This window comes from Nocardia vaccinii NBRC 15922 (genome assembly GCF_001613305.1).
GTDB lineage: Bacteria > Actinomycetota > Actinomycetes > Mycobacteriales > Mycobacteriaceae > Nocardia > Nocardia vaccinii.
Genome location: NZ_BDCC01000015.1, coordinates 1 through 19,610, shown reverse-complemented (window position 1 = coordinate 19,610; position 19,610 = coordinate 1). Strand labels below are relative to the sequence as shown.

Sequence of the window (19,610 nt, the reverse complement as noted above, 5' to 3'; positions counted from 1 at the left end):
ATCTTCAACTCTCCAGGCTTCTCAGAACTGATCGGTCAACTCACTGATGGACGCGAGGTCGGCGATGCTACGACAGGCATCGAAGATGATGTCGGCGGATGGCCGATCGATCGCTCGACTCGAGCACATCATGAATTTGTCTTTAATTTCGTCGGGGGTGAACCAGCGTGCGCGCTTTCCGGAGGCCAACGGGACGAACTCGGTGTCAGAATGCCCGTCGTTCCATTTGACCGATACTCGCGTGGCAAACTCGCTGTCGTCTGCAACCTCGGGCGATTCCGATATTATGATCGAAGGAAGAACAGATTGGATGTCCGCATCTGATACAGCGGCGTCAGTGAACGAGTCGAGAGTAACAACGCCTCGGGTCAGCGCGTTGGCGACGCAGTACTCCATACTGAACTTGCCCTCGAGGCCTGACTGCGGACGGCTGTACACCAGAATGAGTCCGGAGTAAGCCGGCGTCTCCACGTGAACCTTGTCGATCGCCTCCGGCCGACACCGATCGATATTGCGATGAAAGATGCGGAGCGCCGCTTCGATCGCGGGATGTGTGGCGCCGCAGGCGGGGTAGGGTTTCAGAGCCAATCCGAACGGGGAAATCGTTTCCCACTGCTCGCCGAAAGTGCTCCAGCACTCGTCCTGTGCCTCCGCTGTCCTCGTGCCCAGCACGTCGAAAAGACCGAACTTTCCGTCGACGGCGTTGGCCGAGGCGGTAAATCCGCAGGACGCGAACTCGACTGCGCGAATGCCATTCGCCGCGGCCATGCCGGCGTGCAGCGGCTTCGTCATCGTTCCAAAATTCGCTCGTAGCCCACTCGCCATCGACGCAGCGATACCCAGCGCCGACACGGCTGCCGCATTGCTGCAATCGCTGAGGATAATCGCTGCGACTGTGCTGGCGACCGTCCCGAACGTCCCGGTGGTGTGCCACCCGTGCATGTAATGAGCCATGTTCATCGATCGGCCGAGGCGCGCCTCGACCTCCAATCCAAGCGCATAGGCCCTGACGGCTTCTTTCCCAGAAGCTGCAGGGTGGGCCAGGATTGTCGGAACGAGGTGGGAGCTGGGATGCGAATATGCGGGATGATTCGTATCATCGAAATCCAGCGCATGGATCGCAGTGCCGTTGAACATTGCAGTGGTACTGCGGTCACGGCGGAGGCCCTGTCCTCCGATCAGTGGGTAATTCCCGCAGTACTCCGCGGTGGCTTCTATAATCGAAGCGCTTGCGGGTTCAATACTGCCCGCAATGCCAACACCGATCGCGTCGGTGATGGCGTCGGTGACGGTACTGCGTACCTCGTCCGGCAAGTCGTCGTACCGTATAGTAGCGATGGCCCGAAGCACCTCGTTCAACATGACCGTCTCACCAATTCTGTGGAATCCTCCAGGTCGCTGATTCCGTTGCTCTCATGGGCCCGTGAAACCGTTAGGACATCGACGGCCGTTGCCCCTTGCGCCCCGACAATGAGGGGATTGATTTCGATTTCTGCTCCCGGCCCGCCAATCTTGTAGAAGTGGTCTGCGAGGGCAGCCGCACTATCCACTAGAGAATCGATGTCACACGGAGGTGCATTGCGGTACCCTGACAGCAACTGCCATACTCGCAGTTCCGAGAGCGCGTTGCGGATCTGCTCTTTCGTGGATGGAATTGGCAGAACGGCGATGTCCTGCAGGAATTCGGTCAAGATTCCTCCCGCACCGATCACGAGCAAAGGTCCGAAGTCCGAGTCCCACCGAGCGGCCAGGAGCATCTCCACGTCTCCAATTGCCATTTCCTGCACGATGCACGGCTTTCCGGCACCCACGATCTCCGAGTATCTGCTCCATGCCTCCTGAAGACGTTGTGGCGAGTCGAGTCCGACGTAAACCAGGCCCAACTCCGTCTTATGTTCAGCAACGTCCGGCGAGGCCTTGAGGACCAGTGGATATGTGAGGTTCGTCAGCTCGGGGTGATCCGGGTCGCCCTTCCACATGAACCACCGTGGTGTACGAATTGCGATGTTGGTCAGCATCTGCATGCTGGCGAGCCAGTCCGCCGGGACGGTGGCAGGGCTGGCCTGCGCGACAGTCCCTGGGTATCCATGCTCCGACAAATTCGAGGCATTGTCGGCCCAGTCGTACAGCCACCCCGCTATCTTGATTGCCTCCGCCGGATCCTCCGCGTGAAGCAGGCCATTCGAGGTCAGGCTCCGGCGAAGCTCATCGTCGATTCGCCCGAGGGTGCTGATGATCAGAGGCTTGCGGTAGTGGAGATCACTGTGGTCAACGATGGTCGGGATATGCTGGCGCAGGATTTTTTCCGCTCCATTTGCATACTGCACGATGATGCTGTCGGTGTTCTCGTCGGCTCCGACGATACCCATGACTTCTTCCAGCATCTGCGGACGTCCCACGACCTCGCCCGTTACGTCGATCGGGTTCTTGTGATAGCCGAATCGCGGAATAACTTCTTCCAAACGAGTTTCAGATTGAGCATCGAAGGACGCCATGGGCACGCCGCGCTCCTCTGCTGAGTCGGCCAGAAGGGCTCGGCTGCCGCCGGAGAGCGCGATGACGCTTACGCCACCGCTCTGACGGTCCTGACCTCTCGGTCGGACACGGGGAGCTACGGAGGCGACCTCGGCGGCCATGATCAGATCTGCGATCGAACCAACCTGTACTATGCCGGTCCGTCTGAGTACTTGCGTATAGACGAACGAGGGAGCCGACAGGCGGCCGGTGTGGGTTGCGGTCGCTTGCTTGCCCAGAGCTGAGGTGCCTGCACAGAGTGCCACCAGCCGAATACCCCGGGCCGCCGCGCGGGCGCCGAGCTCTCTGAGACGCACGCCATCGGACAATGCTTCGACGAATAGGGCGATGACCGAGCTGGAACCCTCATCAATCATGTATTCCAGATAGTCCAGTGTCGTCAGGTCTTGCTCGTTGCCGGTGCTGACGAAGTATCGGCATCCGATCTCTCGGTCTTGGAGCTGGCGAAGACATGCCCCTCCGATGCTGCCGCTCTGACTGATAACGCTCACTGGGCCAGAGAGAAGTCGTGCACGATTTGCGGCACTGCCGAAAGTCAATGCCAGATTCTCAGGTACCGACCAGATGCCTTCGCAGTTCGGTCCGACGATCCGAACGCCCGATTCCTTGGCTGCCTTATCGAGCTCACCGGCGAGATGAGAGGAGGCCGCATCCTCGGAGAAGCCCGAACTGCAGATTACGGCGAATTTCACGCCGGCCTCGCCGCACTCTCTGACGGCATCGGGAACCCTCAGAGCGGGAAGCAGAATGAGTGCAACATCGACAGCCTTCCCGATCGCCGCGACATCCCGGTATGCGGTGATGCCGCCAACCCGGTCGTGATTCGGATTGACGGCATAAATTTCGCCCGTGAACGGATGCTGCAGGAGTCGTGTGAGTGCCCGTCCAGACAACTTCTCCGGGTCGCTCGACGCGCCTATCACGCAGACCGACGAGGGCGAGAACAGGTCTTCAAGCATGGACCCACTGTATCTTAGTAGTGACTATAGGACAATGGCAGATCGTCCGGGCCCCGCTCGTTACCGATGAGCTGTGCGGCGCGGACTACAACGGAGATCGGCGACTGTTCCGAAGTTGCGGATGCGTTTCGGCCGTCCCGTGGGCTCGCATGTGGGCCTGGCGAGTCGCACACGCCCGCGTGCCATCTTCTGGGGCGAGCAGGCTCTGCCCCTACTCCGCTCATGAGATTGAGTCCTGAGCTACTGGTCTGTCATTTCCGTGGTGAGGGCTGTGTCCATGTCAGTGCGGTGGTGGTATGCCATCAGCACCGCCTGGCCGATGAGGTCACGGAGTGGAGCGCCCCGCGGCACCCCGGGCTGACCGAAGACGCCCGCCTGAACATCCACTGTGCGCCGCTCCGAACAGTCGCCGCCCTGGTCTGTGCGAATCGCCAGGCCACCGAATGTGCGGCGGCCGATCAGCGGCAGACCGTCGGTCTCGGTGCAGGGGATGATCGCTGGCACGCCGCCTCTATGTCGTGACCACGGTGACAGTGAGCGCGGTGAGACGCGATGAAACGCAATTTGATGGACTCGCTGACCTGGGCCTGGCAAGAAGTCCTCGATGCTTCGGCTTCACATCCTCATCGCCAACTGGGAGTTAGAGCTCGAGGTGGCAGCCTGCGATTACCTTATTCGGTCGTGTGGTGGGAGTGCTCCGCGGCCCAGGCCGCGATCTGTGCCCTCCGAGTGAATCCCAGTTTGGTGAGGATGTGCTCTACGTGCCCTTGCGCTGTGCGCTGGGAGATCACCAGCCGGGTCGCGATTGCCTTGTTGGTCAATCCCTCGGCAATGAGATCGACGACCTCACGCTCACGCTTGGTCAAGCTCGCTGACATGCGATCGGTTGCCGGGACGATTTGATGTTGTTCACCCAGCGCGAAACTTATCGCCGTATCGAAACTCATCGCGGCGCCCGCCCGGTACGCGGACTCGTATCGTTGCCTGCCGAGCATGTCGAGTGTGCCGCGCTCACATTCAGCATGGTACGCAAGTAGATGAGGGTACATGGTGCTGGAGCCACCAACCGCACTTCCGAGCCCGGCGGCGACGCCGAGCAACACGGCTGCGCGTCGGGCATCTCGCTTCTCGGCCACGATCCAGGCCAGTATCTCCGAGCAGACTGCGGCGACAAGCGGATCGACCAATCGGCGCGCCGACCGGAGAGCCTCCTCCAAAAGCTGCACCGCACGTTCACGTTCGCCCTGCTGCCAGACAGCAACCGACATGGGCCTCAGCGCCAACGACCGATACGCAGTCTCGCCGTGAGAATCAGAGAGGGTCAGCACTTCCTCGAGGCAGGAGACCGCGCGCGCCATCTCGCCGTGTAGCACATATACCCAACCCAGCGATACCAGTGCTCTCAGTTGCAATAACACCTCACCGCGTGCGGTGAATACTTCGATAGCGTCGTTGAGCCGGATGCCCGCGCGAACCAGGTTGCCACTGCAGAGCGCGATGTACCCCTCGGCGTAGGCGAGCAAGGCACCAAGGAGGTCGTCTGCCGTCTGCTCGGCAAGGGCGCGAAGCTCGTCGATGCGTCTGGTTGCGGCCGGAAGATCGCCCAAAGTCGCGGCAAATACGCTGATCATGGAAAGGGCTTCAGCTCGGTCCATAACCGGTGCGTCGGGTGTAGTGGCGACCAGGCGGTCGCCCCAGCGTCGCCCCTCGCTGAACCGTCCGCTCGAGGCCCAGAAACTGTTCAGAGCGGTGGCGGTACGCAGCCCCGCTGCGTCCGCATCCGACACGCTGAACTCCAGCGCTTTGCGCAGATTCGGTAGTTCACGGGTGATCCGGGCGATCCACTCGAGCTGACGTGGACTCACCCAGTCTGCCTCCGCTTCCAGCGCCAACCGCTCGTACCAATTCGCGTGCCGCCGACGAACTTCGGCATACTCGCCGGCTTCCTTGATCTTCTGCTTGCCGTATTCCTGCACGGTCTCGAGCATCCGGAACCGCACCGGCCCCTCGGCCCCCTCACGAATCAGGATCGACTTGTCCATCAGCGCGGCCAACCCATCGAGCAAGTCGGGCTCGGTCAGGTCGGTGCCGCAGACGTTCTCAGCGGCGTCGAGTTCGAAACTGCCCGCGAAGACCGACAAACGACCCCATAAGCGCTGTTCGGCCGGGGTGCACAGGTCATAACTCCAGCCGATGCACCACGCCAATCTTTGCTGGCGCGTCGGCGCGCTTCTACTGCCACGGGTCAACACGGTGAACCGGTCGTTCAGTCGTACGAAGATCTGATCGGCCGACATCGTGCGGAGCCGCGCGGCCGCAAGTTCGATTGCCAACGGCAACCCGTCCAGCCTGGCGCATATCCCCGCCACGCTCGCCCAGTTGTCCTCTGTCAGGTGGAAGCCCGGCACCGCCGCCGCGGCTCGCTCAGTGAACAGCACCACCGCGTCATAGCCGGCAGCGCCCTGCAGGGACGGTCCCGCTGTCAGGTCCGGGAACCTCAGCGGCGGCACCGGCAGCACTGATTCCCCACCAACGCCAAGACCCTCGCGGCTGGTAGCCAGAATTCGCAGCTGCGGACAAGCCCGCAGCAATGACTCGACCAGTTGCGCGACCGCCTCAATCACCTGCTCGCAGTTGTCGAGAACCAACAGCACCGGGCGAGGGGAAAAGAACTCCATCAGCACCTCGAGCATCGGCCTGCCAGCCTGCTGCGGCACTCCGAATGTGGCGGCCACGACGTCGACCACTAATGACGAATCGCGCAGCTCTCCCAACTCGACCAGCCAGGCACCGCCCGCAAAATCTCGCTGTACTTTATTGGCGACCTGTAGTGCGAGGCGTGACTTGCCGACGCCACCGATTCCCGTGAGGGTTACCAAGCTTGACCCCGACAGCAGGTTCTTCACCTCCGATACCTCCCTGCGCCGGTTCACAAAACTGGTCAGTTCCAATGGCAGGTTCCCTCCAGCATCCCGCAGCCCGACGCCGCTGCTGCCGGGAACGCTGGCCCACCCAGCGGTTACGGGGCTTGTCGGCATTGCCTGTTCGGCTCCTGATCCGGCCCGCAACGCCATCTCATCGACTTCGAAGCCGTGCGCGCGCTGCACCTGCTGTAACTGCTCACCCAACGCCACGGCCGTCGGACGCTCACCCGGATCACGCGACATCGCGGCCTCGATCACCCCACATACATCCTCCGGAATCCCCCGCTCACGCAGATCCGGAACCGGCTGCGTCGTGATCCGCAAAAACTGCGCGACCACCTGCTCACCACTGCGGCGCTCGAACGCCGCATGACCCGTCGAAGCGCAAAACAATGTCGCACCCAGTCCATACACATCCGAGCCACGACTAGTTGGATCCCCACCCAGCACCTCCGGCGCGGTGAACGCCGGCGAACCCGTGACCACCCCGGTCGCCGTTCGAAATCCTCCAGCCAGATGGGCGATACCGAAATCGGCCAACGCCGGCTCATCGTAATCGGTGAGCAGAATATTTGCCGGCTTCACATCCCGATGCAGAACCTCCGCCCGGTGCGCGGTCTCCAGCGCACCCGCCATCTTCACCCCCAGCCGAAGCACCTGTTCCACCGACAACGGGCCGTCGCCGCGGATCTGCGCCTCCAGTGAACCCTTCTGGTGGTACGGCATCACCAGATACGGCCGACCACTCTTGGTTTCCCCGACCTCGAGCACCCCGACAATATTCGGATGCCCGCTCAACCGGCCCATCGCCCGCTGCTCACGAAAGAAACGCTCCCGATTCTCCTCCAACTCTGCGGTGAGAACCTTGACCGCCACCACGCGATCCAGAACAGGCTGACCGCACCGGTACACCACACCGAACCCGCCGCGCCCGATCTCCTCGGCGCCTTCCAACCCGGCAGCAGCCAACTCCGTGACCACCTCGAGATCAGGTTGCGTCTTCAATGGATCGGAATTCACTTTCAGCCACTCACGCTGCACCACACGGGCTCAAGAGGACGATACTCCCCAACGACGGTGATCTACCAGCACACACGAAACCATCGGCCCGCCGCATCGATTGGCACGAATACATCCTGCGATCTGGATTTCCTGGGCACGCACAATCGCGCACACCAAGGTTGACTTTCGACCTTTTACGGTTCTTGGGCCGCTCACGCGGTGGTTAGATCTTAGGGAGCAGGGCAGCCGGGTTACCGGCGGTGGTGATCACCGCCGGTCAGGCCGATTGCAGCCCGCCGTTCACGACCGCATTCGACGGGCCCGAGGTCGCCGAATCAGGGGGTGGGCGGGCAGCCGGTGCAGCCGGATCGGGTGCTGGCGGACAAGGGGTATTCCAGCGCGGTAACACAACTGGTTGCGTTGGCGCGGCGTCAACAGTCACTTCCCGGTCCGTGGTCGATCAGGCCACCAACCGCCGTCGTCGCGGCAACACCGACAGTTGGTGTGCCAGCGCTCGGCCCGCTGGTCTACCGTGACGATAACGCGGCCGAATGTGGCTTGGGCTGGACCGATGTGTCCCTGTCAGGGGCGGGCCCGGTTGGGCTTCCCGGCCCCCACCGCCGCTGATGTGTGAGTACGCGGTCAGCAGGGTATGTGCTCGGTGGCCGGGTGCGCTCGGGCTTTACGTGTCGAGCCGAACACCTCAGATGGAGCTTCCATTCGCCCGACTGAGTCGGATCTCGAAACTGAAACGTGAAGCCGGATAGTGCATCTCAACATAGGCCAGTGTTCCGAGTTTGTCGGAAAGTGTCCGTGTCGAGAACAGAATAGGAGCACCGGTCTCGATATCCAGCTTCTCTGCAATCTCCGCGGTAGCGAGATCGGCATAAATTGTCTGATGTCCTGACAGAATAGGTGCTGAATCCCGTGAGTCCAGCAGGGTAAGCAACGACCCGTTACGCAGGGATTCGGAAGGCAGCTCAGCAAACGCGTCCTCGCGAACGTAGTCGATGAGCCAGAGGCGCGGCTCCTCGTGCGCCATCCTCAGTCGGCGGACAACCCCAACCGATGTTCCTCCGAACATCGACTTGACGTGTTCCGGGACGTCGGCGGTGATCTCAGCCGAGAACTCGACTGTCTTGGCCGAGTCGGACTGGTAGATGACGTCCTCGAGGTAACCAGTGAACTGAACTGCGCCGCGCGCCTTTACATCGTCTGCGACAAACGTTCCCTGCGACCGTCGCCTCACGAGGAGACCTTCGGATTCCAACAATGACAGGGCCTCTCGGATGGTCACGCGGCTCACTTTGAACTGCTCCGCGAGCTTGGCTTCGGTGCCCAGAAGCGCACCTGCCTCGTAGTAGCCCGAAGTAATACGAGACCAGAGGATCCGCCACACTGCGTAATATCTGGGAATTCGTGACTTCGCGTTCACGTGGCCTCCGCCTGCCGTCGCATTCGTACCTTGATCATAACAAACGATCCTGGTGCTCCTGGCCGGGAGGTGGGGAGGGCTGGCTGGTGGTCGACTTTTGCGCATTTGCGGTTGTCCGATCGGTCTCCGAGGCGAGAGATCGACGTGCGTTCGTATGGCTTGTTCGGGGCGAGGTGCCACGGATTGGTCCAGGCGAGCAACCTGATGGTGCGGTGCGGATCTTCCAGCAGTCGTCGGCTGCGGAGGTGTTGATACAGCGGCAGCGGTCACGCAGAAGTGGACATCATCGGGGGCTGAAGCCAAGAGGTATGAGCGCGATGGGGGTTGTGGGCCGCGTAGTAGCAGGCGCACACAGCAACCGCGGGTTCGCAGGAGTACCCGGGTGAGGTCGGCGGTATCGACGAACGAGCAACACTACCGTTCGCGGACTTGCCGCGCTCAGGTGTCGATCGGCTCGGTTCGGTACCCGGCAAGCACCCCAGCACGGTGGGCGTGGAGCTATCCTCGAAAAACGTGGCAAGGACCTATTGCATTAACAATAATACTTAGGTACGGTTCAAGTGTCTCAAGTCACAGAGACTGGACCAGTCCTCACGCAGAGCCGGTCTCGTCAAGACCCCAACAGTCCGCTCCGCGCGGACTGCAGCAATCGGAGCGATTCGCCGCAGCGCGGCGGCATTCAGTAGGAGGTAAGTGTCGGTGACAGCACAAGGTGGTTGCCCCTTCGAGCGGGACATGTTCAACGACTTCGACTTCGAATCGCCGGAGTTCAACGAGCGATTCGACGAGGTGATCGACGCTTTCGCCGAGAGTTGCCCCGTTGCTCACAGCAAGGTCGGCCATGGGTACAAGGTCCTGAACACGTACCAGCTCGTCAAGAAGGCCGCCCAGGACTGGCGCACCTTCAGCTCTGCGAAGGGCTATATGGTCAATCGCCCCGAGGGGTCGTCCTTGATCCTCCCCGAAGAGAGCGACCCGCCCTACCACGATGCCTGGCGGAAGGTGCTCAACCCGTTCTTGTCTCCGGACACTGTCGCAGGCTTCGAGAACGCGATCGTCGAGGTCGCTGACGAGCTCGTCGACGATTTCATCGAGCGCGGGGAGTGTGACTTCGTTGCGGACTTCTCGGCGCATCTTCCGGGTCGTGTCTTCTTCAAGTGCATCATGGGCGTGCCCGAGCGGGACTTGCCTGCGCTATTCGAGGGGATCGACCAAGGGACGTTCGGCCCCATCGAGCAGCGGGCAAAGCACTTCAAGTTCGTAGGGGACTACCTCGCGGAGTATTTGACGATGCGCCGCGCGGAGCCGCCGCGCGGTGACGTCGTCGACATCATCAATGCGGGCGTCAACACTCCGGAGGGGTCGCCGTCCTCTGAGGAGGACAAGGTTGCAGTCATCTTGGACCTGGTGTTCGGTGGACTTGCTACCACGACGCACGCGATGACCGCGGCAATGGCTTACCTTGCTGAGAATTCTGACCTCCGCGCGCGGCTGGTCGCTGAACCGGGTCTCATCCCGAAGGCCGTTGAGGAGTTCGTCCGGCTTTTCAGCCCGGTTATCGCTCCCGCTCGTTATGTGACCGAGGACGCGACGATCGGCGAGGTCGAGTTCAAGAAGGGGGACTGGATCGCCCTCAACTTCGCTGCCGCGTCGCGTGATCCGGAACTCGTTCCCAATCCGTCCATCTTGGACGTCGACCGAGAGGAAGCGGCGCACGCCGCGTTCGGTTACGGACCGCATCGGTGCATCGGATCGCATCTTGCGCGCCTCGAGCTGCGCGTCACTCTCGAGCGTGTATTGCAGCGGATTCCGAACTTCGCCATCAAGGCCGGCACGGCTCCTGTCACCGAAACCAGCCAGCTGCGGTCCACGACGTCGCTGCAACTCACCTTCGAACCCGGTGACAAGCGCGGACAGTAAACGTCTGGGAGGAAAGCAATGAAACTGCGAGTCGAAAACGCCGTGTGCAGCGGCCACGGACGTTGTTATACACGTGCGCCTGAAGTGTTTGAACCGGACAGCGATGGATTTTGTGATCGTCGAGATGAGATCAGGGACATTCCGCCCGCACTCGAAGCCACGGCGACAACCGGTGCCCATTCGTGCCCCGAGGGCGCAATTACGATCCTCGGCGACTAGTTTCGCCGGCTCTACAAGGAGGCGACAATGCTCGCGAATAAGGAAGTCATCTCAGAATCGGTTCGGACCAGCCACGAAGCGTCGGCGGTCTGGGAGGTGATGAAAAATCCAGCGTCCATCGAGCTCTGGCATCCGGGCATTGTCTCGGCGAAGCTCGAGAACGGTGTTCGCGAGGTGTCGCTGGAAAGCGGTGCAGTCATTGTAGAGCGGATCACCGCAGCAGATGATCGCCAGCGGACTTACAGCTATGCTTACGTCAGTGGACCGCTGGAGATGTCTGGCTTCACGTCGCAAATTATTGTCAGCCCGTCCGGCTCAGGACAGTCGGAAGTATCTTGGTCCGCTAGCTTCGACAAAGGAGATAGCAGCGCAGAGACGGCTGGGATGGTCGCTGCGCTGTATCGAGCCGGCCTGACTGGACTGCAGGAGTACCTCGACACCGTTCTCGGAACGGTGCGATCGGGTGAGGCTCGATAGGCTAGCGATGGTCGACAGGCTGCAACAGCGGACTTCCGTTGTCGTGACTCGCATCGAGATGATTGCAGAGTCGGTATGTCTTATCGAATTGGCTCGGCGTGATGCCGGGGACCTTCCGGTATGGCAGCCCGGCGCTCATATCGAACTCGACCTCATGGGCCGGTGGAAGCGGCAGTATTCGCTGTGCGGCGATCCAGCTGATTTTTCCCGATGGCAGATCGCCGTACTCGAGGAGCCGGACAGTCGTGGTGGTTCACGGTACATTCATCGGAGCTTGAAGTGCGGTGATGAACTTGTGGCCAGCGGTCCGGTGAACCGATTCGAGTTCGTCGAAGCGGACCGCTACATGTTCGTCGGAGGCGGCATTGGAATCACTCCACTGATTCCAATGCTAGCGGCGGCGGAAAAGGCTGGCGCCGAGTGGCGTCTTCACTATGGAGGAAGATCGATCGCGTCCATGAGTTTCGTAAATTTTCTGCAGGAAACTTATGGCGAGAAGGTTACGATAGTTCCTCAGGACCGTGACGGAATTCTTGACATCGAGCGGCTTCTCTCCAGTCGGCATGCCGACGAACAAGTCTATTGCTGTGGGCCGGAAGGACTTCTCGATGCAGTCGAAACAGCCTACAACAGGCGAGACCTACCTGATGATGAGCTGCATATGGAGCGATTCCGTGGTACGGCTGACTCGTCTCGGGACGGTGATCATCCTTTTGTCGTCACGATCGCCTCGACTGGTGAAAAGATCACCGTTGGGCCCCAATGTTCGATTTTGACAGCATTGAATAGTTCCGGTTACGACCTCGACTTCTCCTGCGGCGAAGGTACGTGCGGAAGTTGTGAGACCGGAGTAATCGACGGTGTCCCGGACCATCGGGATTCCGTCCTGTCAAAGAACGAGAGAGCGTCGGGCGACACGATAATTACCTGTGTATCCCGGGCTGTCGGAGAAACCCTCACCCTGGATCTGTAAAGAAGTACGCGGAGGATCTGAAAGATGGAAAACATCAGGAGCTTTGACAAGCTGTTCATTGGTGGACAGTGGATGGCGCCTGCAGGCAACGGCGTTATCGAAGTTGTCTCGCCTGTGACCGAGCGTGTCATAGCACGAATTCCCGATGGCTCGCCTGCGGACGCCGAGCAGGCTATCCGTGCCGCGCGCCATGCGTTCGACCAGGGTGAATGGCCGAGGCTTGCTCCGGCGGAGCGCGCGACTTACCTGCGCAGAATCGGCGAGGAAGTTCGAAAGCGCCGGGCTGAGCTCGAGGACACGTTCGTTTCCGAAGTTGGTGCGCCTTTGGCTACTTCGTCCGCGTTTCACGACCGCGCGATGGAGATGTGGGACGACACAGCAAGCCTGCCCGAGCGCGCCACATGGGAGGACCGGCGGGAATGGCCCGGCGGACATGGTGTGCTCGTCAAAGAACCGGTCGGAGTAGCGGCAGTCATCATCCCATGGAACGCACCCATCTGCTCAGCATCGAGCAAGATGGGCCAGGCGCTCGCCGCCGGGTGCACTGTGGTGCTGAAGCCAGCTCCTGAGAGTCCGGTCAGTACAATGATTCTCGCGGAAGCCATCGAGGCTGCGGGTCTGCCGGAAGGGGTCGTCAGCATCATTCCTGGCGGTCGGGAACTGGGTGAATACATCGTTTCCCACAAGTCCGTCGATGCAGTGACGTTCACGGGCAGCACGGTCGCCGGGAAACGTGTGATGAGCCTTTGTGGGCAGAACATCACCAGGGTTACCCTCGAACTCGGTGGGAAGTCGGCCGGAATCATCGCAGATGACGTGCCCTTGGATCGGGTGTTGCCGCAACTGGCGTTCGCGGGCATCGGCCATTCCGGCCAGGTGTGTGCCGCGTTGACCCGCGTCCTCGTACCGCGGCGTCGTCACGACGAGGTCACAGAGGCGTTCGCAGAGGTATTCCGCAATGTTGTGGTGGGCGACCCTCGTGATTCGGCCACGCACCTCGGGCCGCTTATCGCTGAACGACAGCGCGACAGGGTTGAAGGCTACATCCGGACAGGTCAGGAGGAGGGAGCCAAGCTCATCACGGGCGGAGGCCGTCCGGCTGACTTACCGACCGGATGGTTTGTTACGCCGACACTCTTTGCTCAGGTCGACAACTCCATGCGCATTGCACGCGAGGAGATCTTCGGACCGGTGGTGGGGATCATCCCGTTCGACTCGATCGAAGAAGCGATCGATATCGCAAACGATTCCGACTATGGGCTGTCCGGAGCTGTCTATGCCAGTGAAGACGAACTGGCCGAAAGTGTCGCGCGCCGGATTCGAACCGGTCAGATATCTGTGAATTCTTGGGACATGTGCACGGTTGAGCCCTTCGGGGGATTCAAGCAGTCGGGCATCGGTCGGGAAGGCAACGTCGAAGGGATGGAGACATTCCTGGAGAAGAAGCTGATCCAGTTCAAGAACTGACCTGTCGGAATCGAATCGACAGAACCGAAAGGGCAAGGAAATGAGTACTACCGACTTTGGCGCCATAGTTGTGGGCGCCGGGTGGGCAGGAATGTACGCTGCATACAAGCTCCGTGAAACTGGTCTGACCGTGTTCGGGATCGAAAAGGGCTCGGATGTCGGTGGAACATGGTACTGGAACCGGTATCCTGGTGCACGATGCGATATTCCGAGCGTGAACTACTCGTTTTCTTTCTCGGAGGAAATCTGGGGCAACTGGAACTGGTCCGAGCGTTACGCCGCACAGCCCGAGATCGAGAGATATGCACACTTCGTGGCGGAGCGCCTCGACGTCCGAAGCGTGTTCACCTTCGATACGCGTGTGAATGGTGCAGCTTACGACGAGGGCCGTCGTCTTTGGAGCGTCTTCACGTCCTCCGCGGCCGGCGACCGCACATATACGGCAAAGTATCTGGTTTTGGCTACCGGACCGTATTCGCAGCCCATCGAACCGGCTATCGAAGGCCTTGAATCGTTCAGAGGCGAGAAGTATCTCACGTCCCGATGGCCCAGCGAGGCTGTCGTCTACGAGGACAAGCGTATCGGAGTGATCGGTACCGGATCGAGCGGCATGCAGGTCGTGACGCAGCTCGGCACTGACGAACTGTTCGACGAGATGTACGTCTTTCAGCGGACCCCGAACTATGCCCTGCCGTCTGGGAACCGTCCCCTCTCCGAGGGCGATATGCGGGAGGTGAAGCGCGAATACCCGGAATTCTGGGACAAGGTCCACAAGTCGTCCTCGGGAACTTTGTGTGAAGTTCCGGTAGGTCCCATCAAGGACATGGCAGACGACGAGCTTGTCGAGTTGCTGAACGAACTGTGGAAGATCGGTGGCCCAGCGATCTTGAACGGTATCACGGACCTCGTGACCGACGAACAATCCAACCGTCGGGTGGCGGCATACATGCATGCCGACATTCGTCGGCGGGTCAAGGACCCGGAGCTGGCGGAAAAACTCTGTGCAAAGACACACTTCATTGGTTCGCGCCGGCATCTCAATGAAGATCACTATTTCGAGGTGTTCAACGATGACGATGTGCACCTTGTCGACATCGCAGAGGACCCTATCGCCCGCGTAGTTGAGAATGGGGTTGTTCTCGAGTCCGGTCGGTTGATCGAACTTGACATGATCGTTCTCGCAACCGGATTCGACTCCGGCACAGGCGCTTTGCTTGCTATCGACCCTCAGGGGCGAGGTGGGCTGCCGTTGTCGGAGAAATGGCGGGAAGGTCACAACAGCTATCTCGGGGTGGCAACCTCCGGCTTTCCGAACATGTTCATGACTGCCGCACCCGGTAGCCCCTCGATCCGGGCCAATGTACTGATCTCGATTGAGCAGCAGGTTGAATGGATCGCCGACTTCGTCGCATCAATTGAATTGGCTGGTGGCGAAGAGGTGGAGGCTGCTGAGGCTGCGGAGACTCTCTGGACGAAGCATGTTGCCGAGGCCGTGAATGGCACCCTCATCGCGCGTGATGATACACAGTATGTCGGTGCAAATGTTCCAGGGAAACCTCGCGTTTACCTTGCATATATTGGAGGTGTCAACGTTTACCGGATCATCTGTGACACCGTAGCTGACGGCGGATATCCGGGATTCAAAGTCGTGAGTGGAAGCGGTCGTGTCTTGTCGTCCTCGGACGACTGGCCCGGTCCTCCGAATGATCCCAACTTGCAGACGCGCTTTGGGATGCCGTTGAGTAGCACGGTGATCTAGTATGTCGTCGAACCCTTACCATATGTTGATCGGCGGCAAACTGGTCTCGGCAGTCTCGGGAGCGGTTGATCAGTCGCTGGATCCGTACACCGGTGCTGTCGTCGGAACCTACCCAGCGGGCACGAGTCAAGACGTTGATCTGGCGGTGACCGCGGCGGTGCGGGCATTCGAATCGAGCGGGTGGGCGATGGATGTCGCGTTGCGTGTCCGTTGTCTGCGGTCCTTCGCCGACTTGATCGACGCACATGTCCGTGAGTTCGCCGTTCTGGAGTCATCTGACAATGGCAAGCCGATTCGTGAGGTGTCCGGGTCGATCGGCAAGAGCAGTCAGTGGTATCGGTACGCTGCGTCGCTGGCGGAGACCTTCCCGTTCACGAGCCCACGTGGTGCTGATCCCTCCGTCGTCAGCGTGACCATGCGCGAGCCATATGGCGTGGTTGGCGTGCAGGTTCCGTGGAACTCGCCATCGGTGCTCTTTGCCCAGGTAGCGAGCATGTGTCTGGGAGCTGGGAACACGCTCGTGGTCAAGCCGTCCGAGCTTGCACCGTGTTCGCTCCTGGCTTTGGCGGAGCTGTTTTCCGACGCGGGGTTCCCAGCGGGCGTCGTCAACATCATTTCGGGCGATGGCGTATCCGTCGGTGCTGCCTTGTGCGACCATCCCCAGGTCGCAAAACTGGCGTTTACAGGCGGCCCGCAAGCTGGGCGGATAGTTGCAGGTAAGGGGGCCGAGCGTTTGGTGCCATCGACACTCGAGCTCGGCGGCAAGAGCGCAAACTTGGTATTTCCAGACGCTGACTTGGACAGGGCTGTCGCAGCTATCGCAGCCGGGATCACCAGCTCGAGCGGTCAGAGTTGCGTGGCCGGCTCACGAGCCGTTGTCCACGTAGATGTCTTCGACGAGATGACGGAGAGATTGGAGTCCGCTGTCGTCGGAGCACGTGTAGGCGACCCGCGGGACCCACGAACGGATGTGGGCCCTTTGATCGGTGCGGGCCAGTGTAATTATGTGGCCGGCCTCGTTGACCGGGCGCGGTGCTCGGGTGCACGTGTTGTGGAAGCGGGTGGCGTGCGCGAACTGGGTGGAAACTTCTACCCCCCGACCGTTGTGTCCGATATCGAGCCGGATGCGGAGATTGCGCAAAAGGAGGTGTTCGGCCCTGTGCTTGTGTGCTTGGCGGCGACATCCGAGGCTGACGCGGTACGGATCGCCAACAACACACCGTACGGACTCGCGGCGGGTGTCTGGACTCGGGACCTCAGTCGCGCATTTCGTGTCAGTCGTGATCTTCGTGCTGGATCCGTCTGGGTGAATCAATACCGCCGAACGGATCCGGCGTACCCCTTCGGAGGCTACGGTGAGAGCGGCTACGGTCGGGTGAGCGGAATTGACGGGTTCACGGAGATGACTCGAGCCAAGAGCGTTCAAATTAAGGTATGGGACGACTGATGACGAAGCCTTTGGAGTGCCGAGCTGCCGTTCTTGTCGAGTATGGGGCTCCGCTCGAGATTCAAGTGGTGCAAGTTCCTACGACGCTCGAGAGCAATGCGTTGTTGGTCGAGAATCGCGTGGCGACCGTGTGCGGCACCGATGTGCATCTGTGTGGCGGTCATGCTATGGCATCGTCCAGCATCGGAAAGTGTCTCCCGATCGTGGCGGGACATGAGGCCGTTGGGGAGATCGTGGACCTCAACGGTACCGAATACGATTCCGTTGGCAATCGGCTCGGAGTCGGCGACCGGATAATTTGGACGCACGGTTTCTGCGGCAGTTGCCGGCAATGCACGGTAGAAAATTCGCCCACATTGTGCGAACGCCGTCGCGGCTACATGGCGGCTGGTCCCGACGAGTACCCGAACCTGAACGGTACGTTTGCCGAGTACGGGTATGTGTTTCCGACATCCGGGCGTGTTCGTGTCCCGTCGAATGTCACGGATGCGGCAGCGTCGGCTGCGTCCTGTGCGCTGCGGACGATGGTGCACGCATTCGATCGGCTCGGACGGATCGAGGAGCGTCAATCGGTAGTGATTCAAGGAGCCGGCCCTCTCGGTCTTTTCGCTACGGCACTCGCGAACGAGGCCGGTGCATCGTCTATCACCGTGATCGGTGGTCCGTCGGCTCGCCTTGCGCTGGCAGTCGAATGGGGGGCAGACAATGTCATCGATATTGCGAGCACGCCGTCGGCTGAGGACCGAACGGCGGTGGTGCGCAGCCTGACCGGAGGTCGCGGTGCAGACGTGGTTATCGAGGCATCGGGTGCTACTACGGCCTTCACCGAAGGACTCGCTATGTTGGCCCGTGGTGGAAGGTACGTGCTCGTCGGACAGTTGCACGCGAACCAGATTGCGGTCAACCCGAGCCAGATCGTGGTGAAGCAAGCCTCGGTGATCGGATCGATCTCGGGTGCAGTCAATCACTACGCTCGGGGGCTCCAATTCCTTGCTCAGCATGCGGACAGGTACGACTGGGATCGAATGATCAGCAGTGTGAGACCTTTCGAGAAAATCAACGACGCGATCGCGGCCATGGCAGCTGAAGGCGAAATCAAGCCCGCAGTCTCGTTCTGAGGTGAATGCAATGCAAGGAGTCCAGGCACCAGGCGCGCAAGTATATGCGATTGCCTGGGCGGAGGACGTGCGTACGGACTCCGATCAGTTCTATAGGTTCAAAACGTACAATGAGTCGGACAATTCTCGTCATCTCGTCTTCTTTGCCTGGGTGATTATTGAGTCCGGTGGTGTCACCCTATTTGATACCGGAGCTTCGCAAGTCGTTGCGGCCAAGCGTGGGATCAACTACATGGGCTCGGTCGTGGATGGCATCAGGGAACTGGGGATTGGTATTTCCGATGTCGACACGGTAGTTGTGTCGCATCTGCATTATGATCACTCGGGAGGGTTGACCGACTTCCCTGAAGCTCGCATTGCGATCCATCCTGCGGAGATTGAGTTCTGGACTGGGCCGAATCTGTCTCGGCAACAGTTCAACTCGATTGTGGAACTCGATGATATCTTGTTACTCATTCGTGCGATCCGAGCTGGTCGAGTCGACTTCGTTTCAGAAGGGCATGTCATCACGCCAAATATTACTGTCCGACATCTCCCTGGTCATTCCGTCGGGCAAATTGGACTTCAGGTGGGTGGGGCTGACGGCCTTCTATTGGCTGCCGATGCTGCGCATTACTACGACGAGGTATTCAAGAATCGTCCATTCACGGTGTTCTCCGAACTCCCGGTGATGTACGACACCTACGATCGAATACGTGCACTTATCGGTGGGGCCCATGAGCGTCTCGTGCCGGGGCACGATCCCGAGGTTTACGACATATTCGGCGTAGCAGGCTCCACCTGGACGCCTGGTCGGATCCCTCGAGTTTTTCGGATTCAGTAGGCCCACTGGTGCTTCGTCGGACGTAGCTACTCACTGAGTGAACGGCGTGTCGGCTCGAGTTGGGGACACTCTGTCGAATCATGTTGCGGTGCCTGATGATCACGGCCCGCCGTATGCGGAGCCCGCTGCTTTACTGATGTCAGGCCGAGGCGATCGAGGCGCTACGCGGCAGATCACCGGGCAGGCTGAGCGGATCGCGGCGCTGGAGGCTGAAGTCGATCGGCTGAAACGTCGGCTCGACTCGGGTTCGACGAATTCGTCCCGTCCCCGTCGTCGGGTCCGCCGTGGGCGAAGGCGCCGAAACGGTCCTCGCGCACCCGGTAGAGGGCAAAAAGCTGGGCAAGTAGCGCGGTGCCCCGGGGCTCGGGCGAGAGCTCAGCGATCGCGGCCCCCGCCACCTCTCTGTACCCCCGACACCCTCACCCAGCGACCGATGTATGTCAGCGTCCACTCAATTCCCGGTGCCCGCGTTCACGTATTCCGCAGGTGGTTGGTCCTGATTGATGTTCTACCCGACCTCCTTCTTCGGTGTCTTGGAGCCGCGAACTATCT

General features: G+C 60.5%; 14 protein-coding genes. 9 read left to right on the top strand and 5 right to left on the bottom strand.

Annotation, left to right across the window (positions count from 1 at the left end; genetic code table 11):
- Window positions 1-21: 21 nt before the first annotated feature.
- From NV1_RS11535 to NV1_RS11515, 5 genes are all read right to left on the bottom strand, one after another.
- The gene (locus NV1_RS11535) at window positions 22-1,362 is read right to left on the bottom strand and encodes an MmgE/PrpD family protein (protein ID WP_067889340.1); all 1,341 of its coding nucleotides are present in this window, start codon (window positions 1,360-1,362) and stop codon (window positions 22-24) included.
- On the bottom strand, window positions 1,356-3,494 hold the full coding sequence (locus NV1_RS11530; RefSeq protein WP_084525293.1) for an acetate--CoA ligase family protein: 2,139 nt from the start codon (window positions 3,492-3,494) through the stop codon (window positions 1,356-1,358). The genes NV1_RS11535 and NV1_RS11530 overlap by 7 nt, the downstream gene beginning before the upstream one ends.
- Before the next feature lie 240 nt (window positions 3,495-3,734).
- A complete protein-coding gene (locus tag NV1_RS11525) occupies window positions 3,735-3,998 on the bottom strand; it encodes a hypothetical protein (protein WP_067889334.1) in 264 nt (87 codons plus the stop codon).
- Window positions 3,999-4,165: 167 nt separating this feature from the next.
- Entirely contained in the window at window positions 4,166-7,462 is a 3,297-nt protein-coding gene (locus tag NV1_RS11520) for a protein kinase domain-containing protein (RefSeq protein WP_307628758.1), read from the bottom strand.
- 661 nt (window positions 7,463-8,123) lie between these two features.
- On the bottom strand, window positions 8,124-8,855 hold the full coding sequence (locus NV1_RS11515) for a GntR family transcriptional regulator (RefSeq protein WP_169813317.1): 732 nt from the start codon (window positions 8,853-8,855) through the stop codon (window positions 8,124-8,126).
- A 699-nt stretch (window positions 8,856-9,554) separates the two neighbouring features.
- Between NV1_RS11515 and NV1_RS11510 the strand changes: the two genes are divergently transcribed.
- Genes NV1_RS11510 through NV1_RS11480 form a run of 9 tightly spaced genes read left to right on the top strand, consistent with a single transcriptional unit; the run spans window position 9,555 to window position 19,058 of the window.
- Window positions 9,555-10,775 (top strand): cytochrome P450, encoded by a 1,221-nt coding sequence (locus NV1_RS11510; protein ID WP_245713662.1) that lies wholly within the window; start codon window positions 9,555-9,557, stop codon window positions 10,773-10,775.
- A gap of 18 nt (window positions 10,776-10,793) precedes the next feature.
- Window positions 10,794-10,994 (top strand): ferredoxin, encoded by a 201-nt coding sequence (locus tag NV1_RS46755; protein WP_084525290.1) that lies wholly within the window; start codon window positions 10,794-10,796, stop codon window positions 10,992-10,994.
- Between the two features lie 27 nt (window positions 10,995-11,021).
- A complete protein-coding gene (locus NV1_RS11505) occupies window positions 11,022-11,471 on the top strand; it encodes an SRPBCC family protein (protein WP_067889325.1) in 450 nt (149 codons plus the stop codon).
- Window positions 11,472-11,478: 7 nt separating this feature from the next.
- Entirely contained in the window at window positions 11,479-12,444 is a 966-nt protein-coding gene (locus NV1_RS42035) for a PDR/VanB family oxidoreductase (RefSeq protein ID WP_084525304.1), read from the top strand.
- 24 nt (window positions 12,445-12,468) lie between these two features.
- Window positions 12,469-13,911, top strand: coding sequence for an aldehyde dehydrogenase (locus tag NV1_RS11500; protein WP_067889323.1), 1,443 nt, complete (start codon window positions 12,469-12,471; stop codon window positions 13,909-13,911).
- Window positions 13,912-13,951: 40 nt separating this feature from the next.
- The gene (locus tag NV1_RS11495; protein ID WP_084525289.1) at window positions 13,952-15,670 is read left to right on the top strand and encodes a flavin-containing monooxygenase; all 1,719 of its coding nucleotides are present in this window, start codon (window positions 13,952-13,954) and stop codon (window positions 15,668-15,670) included.
- Between the two features lie 22 nt (window positions 15,671-15,692).
- Window positions 15,693-17,117, top strand: a complete 1,425-nt coding sequence (locus NV1_RS11490) for an aldehyde dehydrogenase family protein (RefSeq protein WP_169813316.1) — start codon at window positions 15,693-15,695, stop codon at window positions 17,115-17,117.
- Complete coding sequence (locus NV1_RS11485; RefSeq protein WP_067889314.1) at window positions 17,117-18,235, top strand: zinc-binding dehydrogenase; 1,119 nt, start codon at window positions 17,117-17,119, stop codon at window positions 18,233-18,235. The genes NV1_RS11490 and NV1_RS11485 overlap by 1 nt, the downstream gene beginning before the upstream one ends.
- Window positions 18,236-18,245: 10 nt before the next feature.
- Window positions 18,246-19,058, top strand: a complete 813-nt coding sequence (locus NV1_RS11480) for an N-acyl homoserine lactonase family protein (protein ID WP_067889311.1) — start codon at window positions 18,246-18,248, stop codon at window positions 19,056-19,058.
- Window positions 19,059-19,610: the final 552 nt, after the last annotated feature.

What these genes read in the sequence shown, in the direction of transcription:
- NV1_RS11535 (WP_067889340.1), bottom strand. Translation starts at nt 1,362, where the DNA reads ATGTTGAACGAGGTGCTTCGGGCCATCGCTACTATACGGTACGACGAC.
- NV1_RS11530 (WP_084525293.1), bottom strand. Translation starts at nt 3,494, where the DNA reads ATGCTTGAAGACCTGTTCTCGCCCTCGTCGGTCTGCGTGATAGGCGCG.
- NV1_RS46755 (WP_084525290.1), top strand. Translation starts at nt 10,794, where the DNA reads ATGAAACTGCGAGTCGAAAACGCCGTGTGCAGCGGCCACGGACGTTGT.
- NV1_RS11505 (WP_067889325.1), top strand. Translation starts at nt 11,022, where the DNA reads ATGCTCGCGAATAAGGAAGTCATCTCAGAATCGGTTCGGACCAGCCAC.
- NV1_RS42035 (WP_084525304.1), top strand. Translation starts at nt 11,479, where the DNA reads ATGGTCGACAGGCTGCAACAGCGGACTTCCGTTGTCGTGACTCGCATC.
- NV1_RS11500 (WP_067889323.1), top strand. Translation starts at nt 12,469, where the DNA reads ATGGAAAACATCAGGAGCTTTGACAAGCTGTTCATTGGTGGACAGTGG.
- NV1_RS11495 (WP_084525289.1), top strand. Translation starts at nt 13,952, where the DNA reads ATGAGTACTACCGACTTTGGCGCCATAGTTGTGGGCGCCGGGTGGGCA.
- NV1_RS11490 (WP_169813316.1), top strand. Translation starts at nt 15,693, where the DNA reads ATGTTGATCGGCGGCAAACTGGTCTCGGCAGTCTCGGGAGCGGTTGAT.
- NV1_RS11485 (WP_067889314.1), top strand. Translation starts at nt 17,117, where the DNA reads ATGACGAAGCCTTTGGAGTGCCGAGCTGCCGTTCTTGTCGAGTATGGG.
- NV1_RS11480 (WP_067889311.1), top strand. Translation starts at nt 18,246, where the DNA reads ATGCAAGGAGTCCAGGCACCAGGCGCGCAAGTATATGCGATTGCCTGG.